Source organism: Photobacterium kasasachensis (assembly GCF_050336885.1).
In the GTDB taxonomy this organism is placed as follows: Bacteria; Pseudomonadota; Gammaproteobacteria; order Enterobacterales; family Vibrionaceae; genus Photobacterium; species Photobacterium kasasachensis.
In genome coordinates this window covers 24,015-45,216 of sequence record NZ_JAKJSH010000006.1, presented here as the reverse complement: position 1 = coordinate 45,216, position 21,202 = coordinate 24,015, and the positions used below count along the sequence as shown (strand labels likewise).

Annotated in this window: 17 protein-coding genes, 1 other RNA gene and 1 pseudogene; 6 read left to right on the top strand and 13 right to left on the bottom strand. The window is 43.7% G+C overall.

All coding sequences use genetic code 11. The features are described 5' to 3' along the window. Positions 1-910 precede the first annotated feature (910 nt). Both L4D19_RS07930 and L4D19_RS07925 read right to left on the bottom strand, forming a co-directional pair. A complete protein-coding gene (locus tag L4D19_RS07930; protein ID WP_428452018.1) occupies positions 911-1,240 on the bottom strand; it encodes a hypothetical protein in 330 nt (109 codons plus the stop codon). Between the two features lie 25 nt (positions 1,241-1,265). Beyond that, positions 1,266-1,724 (bottom strand): hypothetical protein, encoded by a 459-nt coding sequence (locus tag L4D19_RS07925; RefSeq protein ID WP_428452017.1) that lies wholly within the window; start codon positions 1,722-1,724, stop codon positions 1,266-1,268. Between the two features lie 1,029 nt (positions 1,725-2,753). Between L4D19_RS07925 and L4D19_RS07920 the strand changes: the two genes are divergently transcribed. Both L4D19_RS07920 and L4D19_RS07915 read left to right on the top strand, forming a co-directional pair. Further along, a complete protein-coding gene (locus tag L4D19_RS07920; RefSeq protein ID WP_428452016.1) occupies positions 2,754-3,497 on the top strand; it encodes a hypothetical protein in 744 nt (247 codons plus the stop codon). A gap of 86 nt (positions 3,498-3,583) precedes the next feature. Beyond that, positions 3,584-4,189, top strand: a complete 606-nt coding sequence (locus tag L4D19_RS07915) for a hypothetical protein (protein WP_428452015.1) — start codon at positions 3,584-3,586, stop codon at positions 4,187-4,189. A gap of 71 nt (positions 4,190-4,260) precedes the next feature. Here L4D19_RS07915 and L4D19_RS07910 read toward each other — a convergent pair whose 3' ends face one another. The 5 genes and pseudogenes from L4D19_RS07910 to mblB all read right to left on the bottom strand — a co-directional run bounded on the left by L4D19_RS07910 (position 4,261) and on the right by mblB (position 11,321). Next, the gene (locus tag L4D19_RS07910) at positions 4,261-4,482 is read right to left on the bottom strand and encodes a hypothetical protein (protein ID WP_428452014.1); all 222 of its coding nucleotides are present in this window, start codon (positions 4,480-4,482) and stop codon (positions 4,261-4,263) included. 1,107 nt (positions 4,483-5,589) lie between these two features. Then, positions 5,590-6,603, bottom strand: a pseudogene (locus L4D19_RS07905) (IS630 family transposase). Positions 6,604-6,764: 161 nt separating this feature from the next. Further along, the gene (locus L4D19_RS07900) at positions 6,765-7,922 is read right to left on the bottom strand and encodes a patatin-like phospholipase family protein (protein WP_428452013.1); all 1,158 of its coding nucleotides are present in this window, start codon (positions 7,920-7,922) and stop codon (positions 6,765-6,767) included. Continuing rightward, entirely contained in the window at positions 7,915-10,164 is a 2,250-nt protein-coding gene (gene cap2-3 / locus L4D19_RS07895; protein WP_428452012.1) for an anti-phage 6A-MBL system cap2_3 protein, read from the bottom strand. The genes L4D19_RS07900 and cap2-3 overlap by 8 nt, the downstream gene beginning before the upstream one ends. A 5-nt stretch (positions 10,165-10,169) precedes the next feature. Beyond that, on the bottom strand, positions 10,170-11,321 hold the full coding sequence (gene mblB / locus L4D19_RS07890; RefSeq protein WP_428452011.1) for an anti-phage 6A-MBL system MBL-fold protein: 1,152 nt from the start codon (positions 11,319-11,321) through the stop codon (positions 10,170-10,172). Between the two features lie 194 nt (positions 11,322-11,515). Here mblB and L4D19_RS07885 point away from each other — a divergent pair, with 194 nt between their 5' ends. Then, the gene (locus L4D19_RS07885) at positions 11,516-12,448 is read left to right on the top strand and encodes a helix-turn-helix transcriptional regulator (protein WP_428452010.1); all 933 of its coding nucleotides are present in this window, start codon (positions 11,516-11,518) and stop codon (positions 12,446-12,448) included. 230 nt (positions 12,449-12,678) lie between these two features. On the opposite strand, the gene ffs is transcribed toward L4D19_RS07885, so the two are convergent. Further along, positions 12,679-12,775: signal recognition particle sRNA small type (gene ffs, locus L4D19_RS07880), an RNA gene on the bottom strand. A 170-nt stretch (positions 12,776-12,945) separates the two neighbouring features. Next, complete coding sequence (locus L4D19_RS07875) at positions 12,946-13,680, bottom strand: VP0952 family biofilm-associated protein (protein ID WP_075761843.1); 735 nt, start codon at positions 13,678-13,680, stop codon at positions 12,946-12,948. A 90-nt stretch (positions 13,681-13,770) separates the two neighbouring features. On the opposite strand from L4D19_RS07875, the gene L4D19_RS07870 reads away from it, so the two are divergent. Continuing rightward, a complete protein-coding gene (locus L4D19_RS07870; protein WP_428452009.1) occupies positions 13,771-14,076 on the top strand; it encodes an MGMT family protein in 306 nt (101 codons plus the stop codon). A 45-nt stretch (positions 14,077-14,121) separates the two neighbouring features. Here L4D19_RS07870 and L4D19_RS07865 read toward each other — a convergent pair whose 3' ends face one another. Then, positions 14,122-14,541 (bottom strand): YbaY family lipoprotein, encoded by a 420-nt coding sequence (locus tag L4D19_RS07865; RefSeq protein ID WP_428452008.1) that lies wholly within the window; start codon positions 14,539-14,541, stop codon positions 14,122-14,124. 121 nt (positions 14,542-14,662) lie between these two features. On the opposite strand from L4D19_RS07865, the gene tesB reads away from it, so the two are divergent. Then, complete coding sequence (gene tesB, locus L4D19_RS07860; protein ID WP_428452007.1) at positions 14,663-15,523, top strand: acyl-CoA thioesterase II; 861 nt, start codon at positions 14,663-14,665, stop codon at positions 15,521-15,523. A 104-nt stretch (positions 15,524-15,627) separates the two neighbouring features. Here tesB and L4D19_RS07855 read toward each other — a convergent pair whose 3' ends face one another. From L4D19_RS07855 to L4D19_RS07845, 3 genes are all read right to left on the bottom strand, one after another. Next, complete coding sequence (locus L4D19_RS07855; RefSeq protein ID WP_428452006.1) at positions 15,628-17,412, bottom strand: SmdB family multidrug efflux ABC transporter permease/ATP-binding protein; 1,785 nt, start codon at positions 17,410-17,412, stop codon at positions 15,628-15,630. Continuing rightward, on the bottom strand, positions 17,409-19,151 hold the full coding sequence (locus L4D19_RS07850) for an ABC transporter transmembrane domain-containing protein (RefSeq protein ID WP_428452005.1): 1,743 nt from the start codon (positions 19,149-19,151) through the stop codon (positions 17,409-17,411). The genes L4D19_RS07855 and L4D19_RS07850 overlap by 4 nt, the downstream gene beginning before the upstream one ends. A gap of 273 nt (positions 19,152-19,424) precedes the next feature. Continuing rightward, entirely contained in the window at positions 19,425-19,886 is a 462-nt protein-coding gene (locus L4D19_RS07845) for an Lrp/AsnC family transcriptional regulator (RefSeq protein ID WP_428452004.1), read from the bottom strand. A 177-nt stretch (positions 19,887-20,063) separates the two neighbouring features. On the opposite strand from L4D19_RS07845, the gene L4D19_RS07840 reads away from it, so the two are divergent. Continuing rightward, positions 20,064-21,128 (top strand): PLP-dependent cysteine synthase family protein, encoded by a 1,065-nt coding sequence (locus L4D19_RS07840; protein WP_428452003.1) that lies wholly within the window; start codon positions 20,064-20,066, stop codon positions 21,126-21,128. Positions 21,129-21,202 lie beyond the last annotated feature (74 nt).

Here is a 21,202-nt window from a genome sequence, read left to right as displayed (position 1 = left end):
TGCCCACTATCGATTGAGGATATTGCAGACAAGCTGTGAGAACGAAACTCGCCTATAGCAGAAGAAGTCATACCAACTGCGACGATAAATAGCATGAGCAGGCTAATACATTGTGTTAGTGCTTTAGAAACCATACACCATCGCCGACATTTGGATGAATCATAAAAGTTAGAAAAACTTGAAATGTTATATTATAACAAAACCAAGATATCAACTGTCATATGCTAAATTATGTAAGTTCTATCCCAAATTCTTTGGCCACCAACACTACGATAATAAAGCAGACAATCAAGATAATGGTGCAGATAACCTAAAGAGAACCAAAACGAGTACTGGTTTAGCAAGAAAGGAAAAATCAGAAGCAGCTCAGCACCTGAGTAAGCAAAATCATAGCAGTTGGATTGAACTATGAATTGGAGGTGATAGAGACAACGTTATTGTGATCTACAATGTGTTACTGGGAAGAGGTTGTACTAGATATATTATTGAAAATAATCATATTGTTGCTTGTACCATAAGCCGACATAATCGCTAAATTCACATCAAATAGTTAGCGATTATTTGGCACCATAAGTTGGCATAAAAATGAAGCATAAGGTGACATAACCCTACATTCACTCCCTCTGATGAATTACCCATTGAAGGAAACTTTCAAACAAAGCTCATTTGTTTACTCCTCTTGTTAGCAACAGCAAGAGTCATATGAATCAACACCAATCATGAATAGCGTATGGTTTCTTGCATGACAAGGTTTTGTAAACAGTGCCGAATCCTAACTCTTAGTTCTGTACATCTTAGTTCCCCTCTTCCCTAAACGTAAACAAATCTCCTCATCACAGTAAAGACAATCCCCCCCCCCGAAATTAACACTGAGCCTCAGAAAAAAATATTAGGCTCAGTGTCAAAAAAACTAAAGCAATGCAAAGTCTAAAGCTCCATTTACTGTATCCTTCACTACACTCATTGCTGCGTTAATAGCTTGTTCTACCGCTAATAACCCCAAGCCCTGAATAGTTAACAGCACAGTTCTTGTAGCATTTCTTTGAATATCATGATGAAGTATTGCTTGCTCTTCAGTTATCTCGCCTGTTACTTTCAATTTTTCTATCATTGCAAAATTCTCAGCGAGTTTCTTCGATTCCACTAGAGCATAATCTTTCACATCTGGCCAGTTCTCTGATAAGCTATCTTTAAATACTTCAAACATTTTTGATGCTAAATTACCTACGTCTAGACTCATATTAATCACCTTCAAATCAGATTAATTATTCACCACGCTTCTTTGCTAACTCAAGCTTTAATATCGCAGTAACACTCGAATTAAAACCACTTCTCAAGAGTTCAATTTGTTTATGATTCAAACAGCTAAGCTTATGAAGACTTTCCATACTTGAAAAACTATCTTTAAGGAGACCAACTTGCTCAACTGTTATTTCATTTTTATCTAGTGCCTTTGTTCTAACCTCAATTGCACTGATACTTACATATGTATCTTGATAGAATTTCTTATGATTATCATATTTACATTCAGGCAGCCCTAGTTGATTATCAATAGTAACCAAAAAAAATTCTAAATCTTTCTGCAATTGTGTTACTGCCTTGTCTGTACCTTCATCATAATTGCTAATAAGCTTTACTGAGCATCCAGATAAAATAATCAGTAAAATAAATATTGTATTAATTCTTATATGCGATACTCTTTTATATGAATGTTCATCTAACACAGTGCCCTCTCTTAAAAGTCATGATTACATTTAACTGAAACAAACATCAATTTTAAGTTAAATTTAGAAATAATGTCTGTTTGATCATGTATGGTATGAATTTTCAATAAAAATATTTGAGCGCTTTAGGAGCAATTATTTATCACTTAGACTAAAGCATTACTATGGTAGTTTACTCGTCAGTTCATAATTGAATCAAACCTATGCTGTTTTAAAATTTGCACCAATCGTGGACAATACATTGACTTCCTTGTTATGAATGAACTAATACGTTCACCAATGGCGCTCACCGTCATATCACCATAAGAAAAACATACAGAACTAACTCTATAGTTATTTTGATCTTCATCGATCAACCAATTACCCGACAAGAAAACAAGTCAATAACGATGGCGAAACATAACCCAACCTCGAGAGGTTTATTTACGTAATGTCGGTTACCTAAGATTGATTCGATTCTGTAAAGTTGAGCTCCTTAGTTAATTTACTATCAACAAAGACATATTAAGTATAGAGTTTAGTTCTGTATTTTCGATATCCCTAAATTATTTCTCACGATGGCACGTCTTAGCCTATTACTATAATATATCAATTTAGAATTATTCGGGATCTAACTTGCTGTTCATAACACATACTTATTATTCATTTTATCTAACTTAAAGATGTCAATTACGTCAACGGATATCTATTTAAACATTATATTAGCCATAAGAAAAAATCATATCTATACTTATCAGTGTACATAATATTAGACCATAGAGAACACTTAACAATACAAATTAGAGAAATTATTATTATTGAGAACACATTAAATGTTAAAGTTAATAATAATTTGGTAAATCAACACATTAACTACTTGATAGTTAATTTGACAAACAGAAAAACAGACACTGCAGCATTGAAAATATTTGTAACTATACTAGTGTAAGAGTCATAGTTAACCTTGGAAAATTGAATTTCTAGCTTTTATTGATAAATCGACTCACACATAAATTTTCTCCGCACCATAAATTTAAAGAGTTCATTTTCATGAGTAGAAAAGAGTTTTATAAAGACAACAGTATTGAAGATCTTAAAAAGTTCTTCTGGGCAAATGAGGGATTATTTATAATAATAATTATAATTATATCAGTTTCATTGTTCATATTTTACAGTTCCAAGCATTCATTTATATTATTTGATGGAAAGTTAAAATTTAATGACCTTGAGTCTATATTATGGCAATACAGTCTACTAATAATTGCAATAGAGCGTTCAGCAGCTGTCATTGTGGGAAACAGTAGGCGTCAGAGTAACATAAATTGGTCACTGAGGATAAAGAGGTTGTCTGAAACATTATCGAAAGAAGATCCTCATTTAAATATTCTTAAACAGGTCTACAACAGAGAATTAAAAGTTTTGCAAAAACTCGAAAGTGAAGAGGTTATAAGCAAGATTGAACGTGTTAAAGAAAGTGCTTCTGATACTAATACTGATTATTATATTGGATTTTTACTCACTGCAAAACATGCTTATGAGTTCCAACAAGCCAAGCATAATTCAATAACAGATCGTTATATTACTCGTATAGTTTTTTTAATAGGTATAATTTTAGCAAGCTTTGGATTAAGTTTTTTATCTCAAGTAATTAACAACTATGATGATTTTTATGGCATACAAAAAGTAATTATAAAGCTATTAGATATTTTTATTACTGGTGGATTATTAGGTGGCGGCAGTTCAGGACTAAGTTTAATATCTAACAAAATTTCTGAATCAATTAAACCTACATGACACAACCTAACTAAGTTTAAATTCAACAATTTTCAATAAAGTAATGAAAGCATATAAATAGGACCGTATTGAAAGGTTATATATCTATGTCTGGAAAAATATCAAAGATAAAGTTTGAGTCTCTCGGACTATTTATCACAGCTCTTGGCGTTATCTTTACTGGTCTACAAATCCATACAACAAATGAGATCAACAAAGGACAAAATACAATTCAGTTACTTGATGAGTGGACGACGAAAGCTAAAATAAGAAAAATTATCGTAAATGATGAGCTTTATATTAAATGGGTTAAAGAAAAGAAAGAATCACAATGCTTTTGGCACTACGTACTTTCTTCAAGACTAGATTTACATTTAAAAATCGAATACCCAAACTATCCAATAGATGAATATAATAGTTGTCAGTATAAATTTAGCAAAGATGAAGAAGCTTATCTAAAAGCTCTTTTCGACAACTTACTTACTTTATTTACGTATTATGATAAGGTGGCCACAGGGTATCTTTTAGATCAGTATGATCAAGAGACTTTTTTAGCTCAACTTAAGGAGTACTTTATTAAAGAGAGTATGAAATTTAACTGGATGGAAGGGTTAGGTTGGAAAAAGTTCTTTCCTAGTTACTCCAAACTTTTGGAAACTTGGAAAAATGAAAAGATACCATACTGGGAACAACATTATAAATATTATCTATAATTATTTATATTGAAAGCATGCTAGGCATGCTTTCGTGAAAGTTATAACGTATGATTTTAACTCCATCATGATTATAACTTACTGTCTTTATTTTTCTTTTTCCCATCCCCACCTATAGGTGCAATAGAATCACCATCTCCACTTGTAGAAACAACGTTATTAATATCTCCTCCTATAGGCCCAATGTCTTGGGATGATGTATTATTCAATTCATCTTCATAATCATTGTTAATAGACAAGCTTTTATCTAAAAGTTGTTTTTTATCTGTAACAATATTTTTTTTGCCTTTCATAATAAAATCCTTCACTATTTTTATTACACTATGTATTCTTTTTCAACAGTAACAAAGCCTTAACGTGAATTTTTAAAACAAAGCAATTTACATGCGAATTTATAACAACTGTCATTAAGGGAAATAGCCCATCACACTAAGAAAGATCCACAATTCAATCTTAAAAATTATTTAATCATGCATATTAAACTCATATTTACCTTTCTAGYGACTAGTTAATCCTACATCTTAATCTAGATTAGAAGTATAGAAATTTCCACCAACCAGCAATTTAAAATAACATCTATGATATATAATCTATTATTACAAGCTTACATCGCCTATGTGCCCATTATGTTAATTGGCAGATTTAACGACCAAAAATAATCATCTTACTCATAATTTGTGCCTTGCTGCCTATTCTGACATACAAACATCTTTAATTCGTTTCTCATCGCTGAATTAATTAAGTTTCGGTTCGTAAGTTATAGTGGTTGGAATCACAGAAATTTGAACTGACGCCAGATTCAGCTTAAAGCTCTAAAAAATACATTAATGAGCTACCTGACATTTCTGTTTGTGAGCTCACCCCATATGGAAACACCCCAGCAATGCTGGGGTGCTTCAATTCTCGATAAAATAAAAAAGCGTCCCACCCTAACTAATGTAAATCAGTAACTTATCGAACCACTAAAACCAGAACATGTCCTAAGAAAAAACCAAAAAATGTCCTAGAACTCATAAACTGATCGATCATTCATTTTGATAGTAAGAAAATTTCATACAAATAAAAGCCACTGAGCCTGTGCTCAATGGCTTTGTGTTTTCCTCTGCTTGTTCAACAGATTGGTTGTCACTATTACAAAAAATGTCGCATATTACCATTAAGAATCTGCTGGTTAGCTAAATACTGAGGTAAGAAAACGTCATGACCTGAAACAAAAACCAAAAGTTGTCATTTTATTCATCACTTCTGTTCTAGAGAATAATGCATGAAAGAAAATTACATACACATTTGAGAAACACTCTACTAGCTTCAAAGGATGTCAGAAACGAGTTAATCAATGATCACTACTAACACACTATGGGACAAAATGAATTAGAATCTAATACCAATTACATTAAACATTAAGTCAATTTAATCCAGTCTCTAAGGCACATCTGTACCACTCTTGCTGGCTTAGAAATATAGTCATTCCATGCGTCGGTACACGTATCAAGAATATCCTCATAGCCTTGAAAGTGCCTGTTGGCCAAGTGGTTTTGTCTCAACCAACTCCATATTTGCTCAACAGGATTAAGCTCTGGAGAATAGGGGGGTAGCTTTAATAGAGTGATATTGGGGAAGAGTGCTGCACAATCATCTGTGTGCCAGTCGGCATGACAGCATGACGTCCTTGTTCTACCCGGGCTGATATTTGGGAAAGATGTTGGGCCATAGCCTCTTTGTTTACCACCGGGCTTAACAGTGCCTCGGTTGCCCCTGTGGACGGACATACAGCACCAAATAGATAGGCATATTCAAATTGCTGCTGCCGTACTACCCGTGGACGTGTTCCTTTGGGCGCCCATACTCGGGTCGTCGTATTTTGTTGGCCAAACCTTGCTTCATCCTGAAACCAAATATCGACATGAGATAAAGAAACATGCCCCGGAATGTTAAGGATCGTTGCCAGAGGAAGGTTTTCTAAAAGCCTCTTGCGCCGCTTGAGTTTGCTTTGGGTGCTTAGAGCGGCTGGTGATCCAAGCAAAGCCCAGCTCTCCAAGTAACCGGTAAATATTCGATAGCTTGTAATGAACGCCAAATTCTGACTCGATATAGGCTTGAATATCGATAGCCCTTACCCAGCCACCTTTATCAGATTGGCTACATTGCTCTATATATGCTGAAAGCGTCTTATATTGTTCAACCGAAAGGTGTGGTGGCCGGCCTGAAGGCTTTCGGCTTTCAAGCCCAGCCAAACCATCCTTCAAATAGCCAGCAACCCAGGCATTAACACTACTACGGGCAACTTTGAGAAAACCGGCAATCGCCGTTCGGCTATGCCCGTCAGCAAAGTGGGAAAGGGCCAACAGCCTGATACGTTTTCTGGCATTTGTTTCAGCATTTGCGAGTTGTTTGAATTCATCAGAGGTAAGCATCGGTATTGCGCCTTGTCAGACTTACCTCTATTAGATTAGATCTTTAGTGTAATTGGTATAAGCCCTAACTTGTTAGGTTCGGATAAAGTATATTGAAGTATCAGCCCCTTGTATGGCTATTTCATACTTTCGCTCAGATAAATCGAGAGAAATTGCATAATCTAGCTGCATGCGTAGGGTAAAGCTGGTCGACTGAGTGTGCGATCGAACCACTGCCTTAAGTTCATATCAGCGTGACAGTATCCAAGGTTTATGAGCTTGAAATTGTCATCGTCTGGGAACCCTTTTAATTGAGTTCCCAGCTCTTTTAAATGTTTATACCCGTTCGCTTCAGATACCGACAGCAATGGGTTTACTTGCTCGTAATCTGTAACCTGATTTTCAATTGACCAATATGCACCTTTGTAATGTCCCTCTATGTAATTTCTCACAAGCATTCGTTTCCTAAGTGCTCTTTGCTGATTAATCATGATGTCTGACATGCGGAAAAACTGTCCCGCCCAGTTCTTAAATGATTTAAGCAGTCCTGTCCAAGGTACTGAGAATGGTGCACCAGCATCACAGCTAAACACAACGTCATACTCCCTGTAATTTCCGTGCTTCCACAGCATCTCAAGCCCCAAGTTGTCATAAAGGCCTCCGTCGCACAACTCCAAGTGGTTACGAAGCTTCTGTGTTTGATCAGGTGACAAAGAATGATACTTTGTATCAGCCCAATCCCACTTTTTGCCAGAGAAACCAATAGGAGCAAGGAATGGAGGAAATCCGCTGGATACGGATACCGCCTGTGCCAAGGTAATATCGTGGTTTGTTGCGACCCCAACCTGATAATCCCTTAGCTCACGCTTTGATATTCTGACGCTAACACCAGTATCATAGTTCGTACCGTAGAAAACGAATTCCGGTGATTTAGGGCAAAATGGAATGTCACAAAGACGGACACTTCCAAACAACATCCCCTCATACTTTTTACGAACTTCTGTCGATGCTGTTGTTTTTGGGTTTAGTGTGTGTAGTAAGATTCGAGCCTCACTCGTGATTGTTTTTGAGCAGAACTCAATTAGAGGATCTGCAATTACTGACTTGAAGTTGGTTGCACGATAACGGTTTTTCGATTCATCAACGGGCTCAAAATCAAGGTCTTGCCATTTATGCATTAGGAAACCAGCAGCAATTGCACCTCCAGATACAGCTGTAATGGTATCTAACTCGGTAAGTAAGCCATCTTCATTCATGCGCCAAAGCGTGCCTAGTGCGTAAAGCGTAGCTCTGAAGCCACCACCTGACAATGCCAGGCCCTTTTTTAATTCATTACTCATCACCGAATACCTTTTCATATACCTTAATTTCACGCTCTCCGACTATCATTTGGTATGCGGGTAGTCCATCTCTAGATAAGCTTTCAGCAAGCTCCCTTAGTTGTATCTTGTCGAGTGAACTCATTTTTACCGACGCCCCTTTAGGGTGGCTGTGCCACTCTCCGATGTAACCAACATTATTTGCCGTCCGTTTGACTATTCTGTTTAGTGATTCCACGACCCCATTTGTTCCTCTTTGGAATGTTGTCGCGGTACCTTCACTGTCACTGGGAGCTGGTAGTGCGTCTACAATAAACACACATCGTTGAATCATATCGTGGTAGCCAATCAAGATGCCCCCAGTTTCATTCGGGAGGCTTTCTTTTCGATACTTCTTAACGCGATCTTCAATCCCCTCATCCCAATAAACCTTGAACTGATTAAGAGAGTGGTTGTTAGAAGTTTTCACTCGACGCACAATTGGTTGGAAGGATATACGGTCGCCCGTTTCTTCATTATCTTGCCAAATCATAATTTTCGCAGATCCCTGCTCACAAGCTTGAATTACTTGTTCTGAAAGCAAAGATGAGCAAGCCATTACCCTCGAGTGAGCCATAACAAATGAGTTATCACGGCAAGAGGCTCCAGAGCGGAACTGGTCTGTTACAGAGGTCAGATGGGTGGCACCAATCGCCTCATGAATAAGTGCCCTGTAGTACTGAGCCTCTAGCGAGCTTAGACGGACATTCCTCCGTCTGTCTTCAACCAACAAAACAGCTCCATTCCCACTTGGAGAGAAGAACACAGAAGCATGCCTTGGGGCGTTTCGAACTCCACTTACCGCTCTTGGATAGCTGAGGGATGCACTTGCATCAACAACGATTTCAGCTTCGCTCAGGCATTGTTTAAGCTGGGGGTGGGTAAAGTTCGTGGCATCAGCATCAATCCACTTGACGTTACTTCCTTTAAACTGGCTTGAGTAATGACCAGCAACAACCTGCGCCTTATTAAGGCCTGTAGCCCAAGTTGGGATAACATGGCGTGTAAAATTATGAGGTCTGAATATGTCGTTATCTACAACTGTCCATGCTCCCCAGCCGGCTTTAACCCAAAGATCAACTAATGCGCCACCCAACGCACCAGCACCAACAATCACCCCTTTACCAAATGGTTTTTGGACACCTGATTGAATTCGTCGTTCTTTAGAGCTGCTTTCTCTAAGACACTCTATAAACTCGATATTTAAATCAACTTCGTTAGTGCTCATTGGGAACAATTTGTGGTCGAAATCTGTTCTCTCTTCCAAGGAGCCTTCAAGGACTACCTCAAACAACCTCATCAATTCAACTAAGGATTTATTACAATAAAAAGCAATTGTTTGGTAAGACTCGGCTTGTTTATTATCTGAACGTCTAAGTGGAAATTTAACAACAAAAACTGTAGCGGCAATATCCAACTGAAAATCATTTGCTCTAAGTAAAGAAAGTAGTCTTTGTCGGATCAGAGTTACCAAATCGACTGCTAATGGTTCAAGCAAAGAAGCAAGCTCCGCCACCTTTCGAGGAGTTTGATTAATAACCCCATGTGTCACAGGCTCTGTCAAAACATCAACAATATTGATTTCTACTCCACCATTTTTAAAGCCTTGCCCCTTCCATTTGGTAACAATGAATATATCGTTGGTTTTTTTTTCTTCGTTAGTGTGTGCAACAGCTATCAAGGTTCTTCCGTGTTTAGAATTTGAATCGTAGTCATGTGGAAGAACGATCGTAGAAGAGGAGTTGTAAAACAGTTGCTCTAATGCCTGATCGTCAGGGTGTAACTCTCCCATTGCCGCTTTTTTTAACCACCAACGAGTGCGCTTTATATGTCGTTCAGCTGTCCAATAGGCATCAACCACGTCCTTTGGATCTACATAAAGACATAGACTTTTAGGCTGTTCAGGTGCTATCGCATCTTGATGCATGGTTACAGGAAAGTCTTTACGCATGGCAAGCGTAAGGGGAGTCACTTCTCCTTCAGTAAACACATAGCTTATTCGCTCACAATACTTTATCCCAGTTTTGTTCCGAGATGGGATCTCATCGTTGTAAATGTCAACGATGATGTATTCAAAGCTCTTACCTTCAATTTTTTTAACCCGAATATCAATGAGATCTGCGCACTGATCTCTTTTTATAGCTTTAACCATGGAAGTAGAGCCATTCAACTTCACTTCGTCTTCTTCAATTTTATCTTCGTGGCAAGGGAAATAATCACTCACTTGTATTACCCTGCTCTAGCTGGTGTTGTAGCAGCGGTTGCTAATGCAGCCGTCGCCACCAAGGCTTTTTTGCTCATGCCTGATTTACTGAATTCTATTGTGATAGGTTCAGGTTTTTTCTTACCACCGTTCTCCATGGTTACAAACAACTTTCTACCTTTAACTTTTCTCAGGTAACGCTCATAACAACGTTTAGCTTGTAAGTGAGGAGGTTGATCGCGCTCAAGCGCATCTTTCTCTTTCTCAAAAGCTTTACTGGAACAGATTAGGTATGCATCTTCATTGCCCATAAGAAGTAATTCCTTCACCTTTGCCACAGGGATAGTCTCCTCTTCGCCTTTGTCTCCTTTATACGCCAAGGCTAGGTAGCTACAATGATGAGGAATATTAAATAAATCCCATTTTAGACGGTCTTCACGCCCCTTATTCTTGGTTATTTCAACAATGTCCTCTAACACTTCTGCACTAGAATCACCGACTGCCAAATAGTCAAACAGCTGCTCACCTTCCTTAAAACGAACATTGAACATTAATGCAGCTTCGTTGCGGACTTTTTTAATATCCTTACCTGACTCACTACAGTGTTTCATAAATGGAGAGTGAACGAAAAACTCAACCCCGTCTTTCTTCAGTGAAAACGTATCTACGATAGTCCCTGCATCAATGATGTGTTCAGACAGCTCATCAACTGTCATATCCCAACTTTCGATAAGTTTTACGAGGTCTTCTGGTTTTGAGAATACCTTAATACCTTTCTTGCTCTTTAGGCGTTCACGAGCCTCTGTTCGCCAAGTCACAAACTCAGAATCCAGCTTATCCTTAGTGACTGATTCCAAGAGCATTGCAGCTGGAACCCAAAGCTCATCAATTTTAATTCGGTCGCTACCCTGATATTTCTTTATATGTTCAAAGTAAAAAAATTCTGTGCTTCTTTCGATGTGGTCTTCATCTGCATGAGTGAATGCGACAACTTCAAAGCTGTTCTTCTTAGCATCTTTGAGAACTTTTTTAAGGTCTTTTGCTATATCGTACTCTGGTTTGTCATTATCAGTTGCATTGCCGTGCTGTCGATAATCCATCAAGATGTGTTTACCGTTGGTCAAGGTGATAAGGCTGGTGTCGCCGTTTCCAACAGGATAGAAGGTTACAGTATGCATGATTATTCCTCTGAATTGTTACGACCGTAAACAACACGCAAACGTAAATTGGTTTCTATCTCGTGATTGCTTCTGAGCAAAGGTGTAAACACCCATCTTTAACGGTCAACTAATCTAAACTTTATGACTAGACTACATGGTCATTTTGACCAGGTCAACTGGCAAAAGTGATTTAATTAGGTCATAATTGTAGAATGAAAACAGACGATGAATTAAACATGAGAGATATCAACGAGTTACCAAGAAGCACTTACGAAAGACTTGAGTACTTAGAGTTTATGCTCCGATTTAGAGGGTGGGTTTCACGTGCAGATCTAAAAGAAAGGTTTGGAACTAGTGATGCTGCTGCTACAAGAGATATTCGTTTATATAGAGATTACAGCCAAAATGAATCAAATGAAGATCTCAATCTCAAGCTAAATAACACCACTAAATATTACGAAATCAAAAGCGGCACGTTTAAGCCTTTATTTGAAATTACTATTCAACAAGTATTAGCTAAGATTCGGAAACAAAAATTTTGTGAAGCGTTGGATATGGGAAGTAGTAATGGAGTACTAACACCACCTAGACTCGGACTCCCTACAATTGAAAATCTAGCGACTATAACAAGGTCAATATCTAGTAGAGCTGTTTTGATTACCAAATACTACTCAGTAAAAAATGGATTCTCTCTTAAAAAGCTAATTCCTCACTCAATATTTGATAACGGAACTCGCTGGTATATGCGAGCATGGGACATCGAGAAAAAAAGTTTTAGAAGCTATGCTTTGAGTAGAATTCTTAGTTCAGAAGTAAGTGATACACTGGATGATCACGCAGATCTCAAACTGTTAGATCATCAATGGAATAGAATGGTGAAATTAGAACTTGTTCCACACCCAAATAAGAAGAATGTTTCTTGCCCTCAAACTATTGAACATGACTTCCAAATGAAGAAAGGCTGTTTGGAGCTGAGTGTTAGAGCTACTATTGCTGGGTATTGGCTAGCACTTTGGAATGTTGATTGTACTGAAAACCATTCATTAAAAGGCTATCAATACCAACTTTGGTTACGTAATCATCAAACTCTTTACGATGTAGAAAGCAGAATGATCGCACCAGGATTGTCTGATTACCCAAGCTAATTTCCTGCTTTCAGACTAACATCTAATGCTTTTAAGGCATTACGAACCTAACTACAAGGGATTTTCCCCAAATATCCTATCAGTTAAAGGGCAATAATCATGCCCTTACCTTCCAATTGGTCTTCACACTGCCTCCGGTGGTATGGATAAAGAAGATTAACAGTATGTGAATGAATCACAACTCTAACGAAAGGGGCAAAGTAAGGCTAAGCCATCAGATGGGTGGAAGCCCCCACCAGCCACATCCCGGCACACACGTCGCCCGCTGCGGTTGCTCCCTTCCGGGCCTGGCCGAGTTCACAGGTTAGTGTTGCGGGAGGACCAATGGGGGCCTCCATAGATTCGTTGTCTCGTTTAGAGAACGGGGGTGATTATCCGCTAACGCCTGCGACAATGCAAGGGGGCAATCCCCCTTATTAGACTGACTGCTGATTTATTGCCCAGATAATACCGCTTAGGTAAAATAACCAGCATAACAGCCTGAATAGAAAGCAGGTTTACAGCTCTTCTTCCGGCTCTTCCAGCAAGAACTCGCCCAGCAGCGCACCGCCCAGAACCAGTAACCAGGCCACCAGTACGGGATTCGGTACTTCAAAGTACGGCACCAGTACCAGCGTGGCAAAGCCGACGGCCGGCAAGACCCAAGCAAGACGTGGCACCCACTCACGTAGTTTGCCTTTCATCATCTCCTGCATCGAGGCTATCAGGCCAGTGACGCACAGGGCCACCAGCGCAGCATGCTCCATGCCGCCAACCCACAGCGGGATCACCAGAAACAGCGGCCACCAGGTGTTTCCCTCAACCGGACGCCAGCTGCGGGCCACGTACCAGATGAGAGTGACAGCCAGAACCTGGATCACCGTATAGGATGCATACCCCGGCAGTTTACCTTCACCCTGAAGTGCCATCAGGCCAACATCCATGGCCAGCACGATAGAGATCAGCAAAGCTGCCAGCTGCCAGCCACTTTTGGGCGAGAAACTGACAGAAAAAACAGGTAACATCATAAAGATACTGATAGACAGGGCCAGAGGCTGTTCGGGTAGCACGGCACCGAATGCGCCGAGTCCGACGAGTAACAGCCAGGCGCGAAGACCACCTTGCGGTAGCAACCACAAGGCGGGAATAGCCAATGCCAGTGCGGGAAGCTCTCCTTGGCTGTAACCCAAAGCACTGACACCCAACACGGTCAGCGCTATGCTAACCACAACAAGTAACGCGGCATACAACATGGCAGCACCTCCTTGCGTTATCCGATAGTACGAAGGAGAAAAACAGAATTCAGCAACTATCGGGATGTTTTGTTCGGTTCAGGTATAAATATGGACGATTTTGCGAGTCAAATCTATAGCCAGGTTCACCAAATTCCCCATGGAAAAGTGGCAACTTACGGGGATATTGCCAAATTTGCAGGCTATCCCGGCTATGCACGGCAGGTAGGACGGCTCATGGCGACCCTGCCCGAAGGCTCAAAGCTGCCCTGGCACCGCGTCATCAATGCGAAAGGCATGATCTCCCTATCTGGGAACAATCTGCAGCGTCAGCGCGAGCGACTGCTTCAGGAAGGTATTGAGGTGGCTGAATCTGGCAAGCTCAGGCTTACCAAATACCGCTGGGACGGAAGGTAGTCAAATCACCTCCACAGCCTGATTCCGCCGTGGAGGATTTTCGTATTACTGAACGTTTACCAGCATCAGGTTGAGCTTGGTCGTCAAAGAGGGGTCGGTAATAACGGGATTGGACGTATCAGTAATAAACATCAGCTTGCCGTTGACTTCGATACGGGCACTGATTGAATAGGTATGGTTCGGCTTAATTTCTTCTTTCATAAAGTTAAGCTGAAAATCAAACGGAACCTGCTTGCCGTCAGACAAGAAAGCCTGGCTGCTGATCACCTCGGCAGGGACGTCCATTTTTGATACATCAGATAGGGTTACCGTAATACGGGCATTATTCGGTAAGGCAATACGCTCTTTATAAGTCAAAGAGCCATCCACTGTTCCCAGATCCGCATCCTGTTTGATTAAATTGGTACAAGCTGAAATAACCAATAACGCGATCAATGCTGAAAGCAGTGTAAATATCTTTTTCATCCCTCTCCCCTTGCAATCAGACACAAACTCTTAACATTGCAATTACCCGTTAATTACACTTGAATTTGTGACCAAGTATCCGTAAAAATCAGCTAATCATATCATGGAACTTGGAGCTCCAATGAGCAAAGAACTGAATGAACTTCTCACTCTGTTACACTTAGAGCAACTTGAACAAGGTTTATTCCGCGGCCAGAGTGAACATTTAGGCTTACCGCAGGTATATGGTGGCCAGGTTATCGGGCAGTCTTTATCTGCTGCCAAAGAAACCGTTGACGAAAACCGCCAGGTTCACTCATTTCACAGCTACTTTCTACGCCCGGGCGATCCGCAAAAACCGATCATCTACGATGTTGAAAACCTGCGTGACGGCAGAAGCTTTAGCACCCGGCGGGTAAAAGCAATTCAATATGGCCGCCCTATCTTTTATCTGACGGCCTCTTATCAGGCTGAAGAGAGCGGCCTGAGCCACCAGTCCACCATGCCGGATGTCCCACCGCCCGGGTCTCTGATTTCAGAACAGGCTCTAGTGCAGTCAATCGCCGAGCACCTGCCGAAAGCTGCCGTCGAGACATTTGGCCGTGAAAGACCTATCGAGGTAAGGCCGGTCACCGTCGTCAACCCGCTGGCACCCAAACCAGAGGCCCCCAAGCAATACCTTTGGATCAAGGCCAACGGCGACATGCCGAATGATCCCCGCATCCACCAGTATGTACTGGCCTACGCCTCAGACTGGGGCTTTTTGGTCACGGCACTGCAGCCTCATGGGGTAACACTGATGACACCTAAGATGAAGGTTGCCACGATCGACCATTCGATGTGGTATCACCGCCCGTTCCGGATGGACGAGTGGCTGCTCTATGCCATCGACAGCCCGTCGGCCAGTGGAGCGCGAGGGCTGGTACGAGGAGAGATTTACAACCAGAAAGGTGAACTAGTGGCCTCGGCGGTCCAGGAAGGACTGATGCGCCAAGGTCAATAGCCGGAACGCAACAGAGGTTGAGCAATCAACCTCTGTTGTAAGCCATCACAAGCTGGTAGCCTTCCATGTCACCTGTCTTAGATAGATATTGTTAAATCGAGCATTTAAGCAGATAGCTCGGCAACGCCCTGCTCTTCTATCTGGTGCAAGTGCTCGCCCGCCTGTTGCAACTGGTACATTTGCCAGTAGTGCCCTTCCTGAGCAAGCAACTGCTGGTGATTTCCCCTCTCCGTCACGGCACCATGGCTGAGCACCAGTATCTCGTCAGCCTCCATGATAGTCGACAAACGGTGCGCAATCACAACAATACTCATATCCTGACGCAAAGCATTGAGCGCCTGCTGAATATGGTGCTCGGTACCCGAGTCAATATTAGCGGTTGCCTCATCAAGAATTATGATCTTAGGCTGCACAACCAGCACCCTCGCCATGGCCAGTAGCTGTTTTTGACCAGCCGACAAGTTGGCTTCGCCACTGCCCAGGCGGGTATCCAATCCTTGTTGATAAGCCCGTATCTGTTCGGCGAGCCCGACCTTTTCCAATGCCTGCCAGATCAAAGTGTCGCTGACATCCCGCCCGAGACAGACATTTTCTCTGACGGTATCGTTAAGAACATGCGGGTCCTGCTGTACCATGGCAATCCCTTCCCGCAGTACCGAGTGTTCAAGGGAATCCAGCGACCTGCCATCGAGCTTCAGCTCGCCACTGGTGATCGGATAGAAACCCATCATGAGCGAGGCAAGGGTACTTTTACCGCTGCCGGTATGGCCGACCAATGCCAGAAAGCCCCGATGCGGCAACTCGACATTGATCCCCTTGAGTACTTGCTGCTTGCCATCATAGCTAAACGCAACCTCACGGCATTCCAGGCTACCTGCCGCCATTGGCAGAGCATCATCGCCATAGCGCTGTTGCTTGGCATCGATAAACCCGAAGATCCGCTCGCTGGCCACTAACGCCTGCTGCAAAAGAGAAAGCTGCTGGGTAAGCTCAATCAATGGCTCGGTAACCCGGCCGAGATAGCTGATAAAGGCATACAGCACCCCAACCCCGACCAGCTCGGCACCACTGATACCGAACAGCGCAACCAGTGACAACAATGCCACCCCGGAGAGAAAATCAATCAAGGGCCGGAGCATCAGCCCGTTGAGCTTCATGACCCCGATCTGCGACTCCAGATGGCGCCGGGTCAGGCTGGAAAACTGCTTGCTGAATGCCTGCTCCTGGCGCATCAGCTGGATCAGACTCATGCCCTGAATAGATTCACTCATCGAGGCATTGATATCGGCCAGCAGATCACGCATTTTCCGGTATGCATCTGCACTCTTTCGCTGATAGAGCACCATCACGGCAACAACCGCAGGCAGCAACACCAGAACCACCATGGTCAAACGCCAACTCAGCATGCTCATGACTACCAGCATCACGCTGATAAAAATCACATTCTTCAGTACCGTGCCAATCACAAAGACATAAAAGTCCTTGATCGCCTCGGTATCATTGGTGATCCGGGAGATCAACTTACCGGTCGGCATATAATCAAAAGCCGACAGTGGCTGATTGAGCACCTTGCCAAACAACTGCTTGCGGACGGTCTGCACCACACCGATAGCAATTTCGTTAAACCTCAGTGCCTGCACATACTTAAACCACGCCGCTATCCCCATCAGGGCGATATAGGCCAGTGCCAGCCCTGCCACCATATCCAGCGGGTACTGATCTTTGGCGATATAGTTATCGATAAAGTGCTGGATCATCCAGGGACCGGAAACGTCCGCCAGCGAAGCCACCAACAGCAGGCCAACGGCAATCGCCAGTTTTTTCTTATCATGCAAGGCATAACCCAGCAGCCGTTTGAGGACGGCTTTATTTACGGCTTTCCCTGTCATTTCGCCTCCTTAATTGCCTGCTCCAGTTGTTGATAGCGGTACATTTCACCGTACCAGCTTCCCGCTCCAATCAAGGTCTGATGATCGCCCTGCTCTGCGATCTGGCCATGCTGTAACACCAGAACAGTATCCGCCTGCTCCAGTGCCGTCAGGCGGTGAGCAATAACAATAACCGTCTGCTTCTGTTGCTGCCTCAAATTGGCCAGGATCCGGTGCTCTGTCTTACCGTCAACGGCAGACAACGCATCATCCAGAACCAGAATTTCCGCTTCTAGCAACAAAGCCCGGGCAATCGAAATACGTTGCTTTTGTCCGCCCGACAGGGTGATCCCCTTCTCGCCGACCAAGGTCTCGTAGCCATCCGGGAACTGGATAATATCTTCATCGATACAGGCCGCCTGAGCTGCCGCGCGGATCTGCGCCATAGAAGCGTCCGGCCTGCCAAGGGCAATGTTTTCGGCGATTGAACGCGAGAACAGAAAAGGACTTTGACTGACAACGGCAAACCGGCTCCGCCAATGGTTAAGGTCGGCTTCGGTTATACTGATTCCGCCATAGCTGATGCTGCCCTGCTTTAATTCCTGCTGACGCAGAAGCAAAGAGAGTAAGGTGGACTTACCGCTACCAATCGGCCCGGCTATGCCGAGCATCTGACCCGGTTGCAAGGTCACATTCACCTCGCTCAGCGCCGGTTGCGTCTGCCCGTTCCAGTAAAACGCCTCGATATCAACCTGTAAGTCCTGCTGCGTGGCAGCCAGGGCGGCATCACCGCTGACAATTTCCGGTGCCTCGTCAAAGATATGCTGAAGTCGCTTCCAGGCAGCCGAGCCTCGCTCAAGAATATTGAACAGCCAGGCCATGGCCAGCATCGGCCAGATCATCAGCCCCTGATAAAGCGCAAATGCGGTCAGATCACCCAACGTCAGACGCCCCTGTGACACCATATAGCCACCACCAGCGATACTGAGAAAGAAAGACATCCCAATCGTCAACTGGATCACCGGATCAAACTTGGCATCGACCTTTTCCACCGCAAGGTTCTTTTCCCCGACCCTGTCGACCACATCGGCAAAGTCAACCTGCTGACGCTGTTCCAGGCCAAAGGCACGGATCATTCTCACGCCATTGAGGGTTTCCTGCGTTTTGTCCGTCAAGTCGGAAAATGCCGCCTGCGACTCAGAAAAACAACTATGAAGCTGACGACCAAAACGAAAGACCGCCATCGCCATAAAGGGCATCGGCAACAAGGCCAGAACAGTAAGCTCCCAGCTCAGCATTGTGGTCATCACAAATAGTACCGCCAGCCCCATGATCAGGGAGTCGGCCGCGGTCAGCACGCCTTCACCGGCAGTCATCACCACGGCATTGACATCATTGGTGGATCGCGCCATCAAGTCGCCGGTTTTATAGCGTTCAAAAAACACCGGAGGGTGAGAAGAAAAGTGGCGGTACAGGCGGTTACGCAGCACAGTGCCAAGCTCGGCTGCCGCACCGAATAACCAGACTCGCCAGATAATGCGCAGGATATAAACCACGAACCACAAAACGGCAATGCCTGCTAACCAGCTCAGCATAACCGGCAGGGTGATCTCCCCGGTTACCACGCCGTCGACAATCCAGCCGATTGCCCGCGGCGGCAATAGCTCGAACAAAGAAACCAGGATCAAAATTACTATCGCGCCGCCGTAACGACGCCATTGCTGGCGGAAATACCATCTCAACTGCCAAAAAATCTGCATAGTCCCTCCACAGAAACAGGCATAGCCAAAGTTTAAGACGAATCAAAGTCAGTCAGAGCAGCAATTGCCTCGGAATGCAATTTGCAGGAGAAGTGATACCAATCAAAGAGAAAAGAAAGGCTGTTGTATCATGCTGGCCTTGTTGCTTATAAACAAAGCCATTATCGGAAAATTGACTAATAAATCAACCAAATGGAGACAGCAAAATTCAAAACAATCACTTTCTCCATGATAATTTATAAATCAGTTATATCTGCTTTTTTATACAGTATTTCACACCGGCAAAGCAGTCGTATATTTCAGCGGCTCCATGGCAAACGTCGAGGTCACATTGGTCAGCCCTTCGATGCTGTTGACCAGCTTTTTGTAGAACTTATCGAATGCGGCCATATCAGCCACCTGCACCTTCATCATGTAATCGTACTCACCGGCCATTCGGTAGAACTCCATCACTTCAGGAAAGTCCGATACCGTTTCGACAAAACAGTGGTACCACTCCTTGGAGTGGTTACTGGTTTTGATCTGCACGAATGCCGTAAACGACAAACCAAGCTTCACCGGATCAAGCAAGGCCACCCGCTGCCTGAGGATGCCGCTCTCCTCCAGTCGCTTTAAGCGCTTCCAGCAAGGTGTCGTCGTCAGGTTTACCGCCTCAGCCAGTTCGGCCAGCGCCAAGGTACCGTCTCGTTGCAGCATCCGTAGCAATGTTCTGTCAGTGCTATCTAAATCAGCCAAAGTATTACCCCTAAATTACAACATAGAGAAAATTTTTCTCCATATTATCGTTATAAAAGCAAACAAAGCAAAGATTTTTCACGTACTTCAAGTACTATGCTAAGCATTCCAATAAGAAAATAACCGTTGGTATTCCCCCCGATTACCAACCGAGCCGCCTGAGAAAGAGGAAGAGACATGAGCCATGACCCACAGTGGATTAACAGTGCCATCCGTAAGATAGAAGCTGACTTTCAGCGTTCGGCAGACACCCACCTCATCAAGCTGGATCTTCCTTCTCTTGACGGTATCGATATTTATCTAAAAGACGAGAGCACCCACCCGACCGGCAGCCTGAAACACCGACTGGCCCGTTCGTTGTTCTTGTATGCCCTGTGTAATGGCTGGATTGGTCAGGATACAACGGTTATCGAATCCTCGTCCGGCAGCACCGCCGTATCAGAAGCCTATTTTGCACGCTTGCTTGGCCTGCCGTTTATTGCGGTTGTGCCGCGCAAGACAGCCCACAAGAAAATCGAACAAATCGAGTTCTATGGTGGCCGTGCCCATTTCGTCGACAGCCCAAGCGAAATTTACGCCGAGTCGCGCCGTCTGGCCAAAGAGCTCAACGGCCATTACATGGACCAGTTCACCTTTGCCGAGCGTGCCACTGACTGGCGCGGTAATAACAACATCGCCAACAGCATCTTCGAGCAGATGCAACTAGAAGAGCACCCGATCCCGAGATGGATCGTGATGAGCCCGGGAACAGGCGGCACATCAGCGACAATCGGCCGCTATATCCGCTACCAGATGCACCCGACCAGACTCTGCGTGGTCGATCCCGAGAACTCGGTCTTCCACGACTATTACAAGACCCGCGATCTGACTCTGACCGGCACTGTCGGCAGCCGGATCGAGGGCATCGGCCGCCCGCGCGTTGAGCCAAGCTTCATTCCGGACGTGGTTGACGAAATGCGCACCATTGCCGATGCGGCCAGTATCGCCACCGTCCACTGGCTGGAAAAATTGCTGGGACGCAAGGCCGGTGCCTCAACGGGAACCAATCTCTACGGCGTGTTACAGCTGGCCTGCGAGATGAAGGCCCGCGGTGAAAAAGGCTCTATCGTTACCCTGCTTTGCGACAGTGGCGAGCGCTACCTGGATACCTATTTCAACGAGCAGTGGGTGGCCGACAACATCGGTGATATCTCTGCTTACCTCAGCCAACTGGAAGCCTTCGAGAAAACCGGTTCGCTGTAACCCCAAACTATTGTGAAATAGCTTGGGTACTTTTTTCTTTGTTCTATCCTGCAATCTACACGTTAGTTTGCCGC

Coding starts and splice junctions, on each gene's coding strand:
- L4D19_RS07930 (WP_428452018.1), bottom strand. CDS start 1,240: ATGAGTCTAGACGTAGGTAATTTAGCATCAAAAATGTTTGAAGTATTT.
- L4D19_RS07920 (WP_428452016.1), top strand. CDS start 2,754: ATGAGTAGAAAAGAGTTTTATAAAGACAACAGTATTGAAGATCTTAAA.
- L4D19_RS07915 (WP_428452015.1), top strand. CDS start 3,584: ATGTCTGGAAAAATATCAAAGATAAAGTTTGAGTCTCTCGGACTATTT.
- L4D19_RS07910 (WP_428452014.1), bottom strand. CDS start 4,482: ATGAAAGGCAAAAAAAATATTGTTACAGATAAAAAACAACTTTTAGAT.
- L4D19_RS07900 (WP_428452013.1), bottom strand. CDS start 7,922: ATGAGTAATGAATTAAAAAAGGGCCTGGCATTGTCAGGTGGTGGCTTC.
- mblB (WP_428452011.1), bottom strand. CDS start 11,321: ATGCATACTGTAACCTTCTATCCTGTTGGAAACGGCGACACCAGCCTT.
- L4D19_RS07885 (WP_428452010.1), top strand. CDS start 11,516: ATGAAAACAGACGATGAATTAAACATGAGAGATATCAACGAGTTACCA.
- L4D19_RS07875 (WP_075761843.1), bottom strand. CDS start 13,680: ATGTTGTATGCCGCGTTACTTGTTGTGGTTAGCATAGCGCTGACCGTG.
- L4D19_RS07870 (WP_428452009.1), top strand. CDS start 13,771: ATGGACGATTTTGCGAGTCAAATCTATAGCCAGGTTCACCAAATTCCC.
- L4D19_RS07865 (WP_428452008.1), bottom strand. CDS start 14,541: ATGAAAAAGATATTTACACTGCTTTCAGCATTGATCGCGTTATTGGTT.
- tesB (WP_428452007.1), top strand. CDS start 14,663: ATGAGCAAAGAACTGAATGAACTTCTCACTCTGTTACACTTAGAGCAA.
- L4D19_RS07855 (WP_428452006.1), bottom strand. CDS start 17,412: ATGACAGGGAAAGCCGTAAATAAAGCCGTCCTCAAACGGCTGCTGGGT.
- L4D19_RS07850 (WP_428452005.1), bottom strand. CDS start 19,151: ATGCAGATTTTTTGGCAGTTGAGATGGTATTTCCGCCAGCAATGGCGT.
- L4D19_RS07840 (WP_428452003.1), top strand. CDS start 20,064: ATGAGCCATGACCCACAGTGGATTAACAGTGCCATCCGTAAGATAGAA.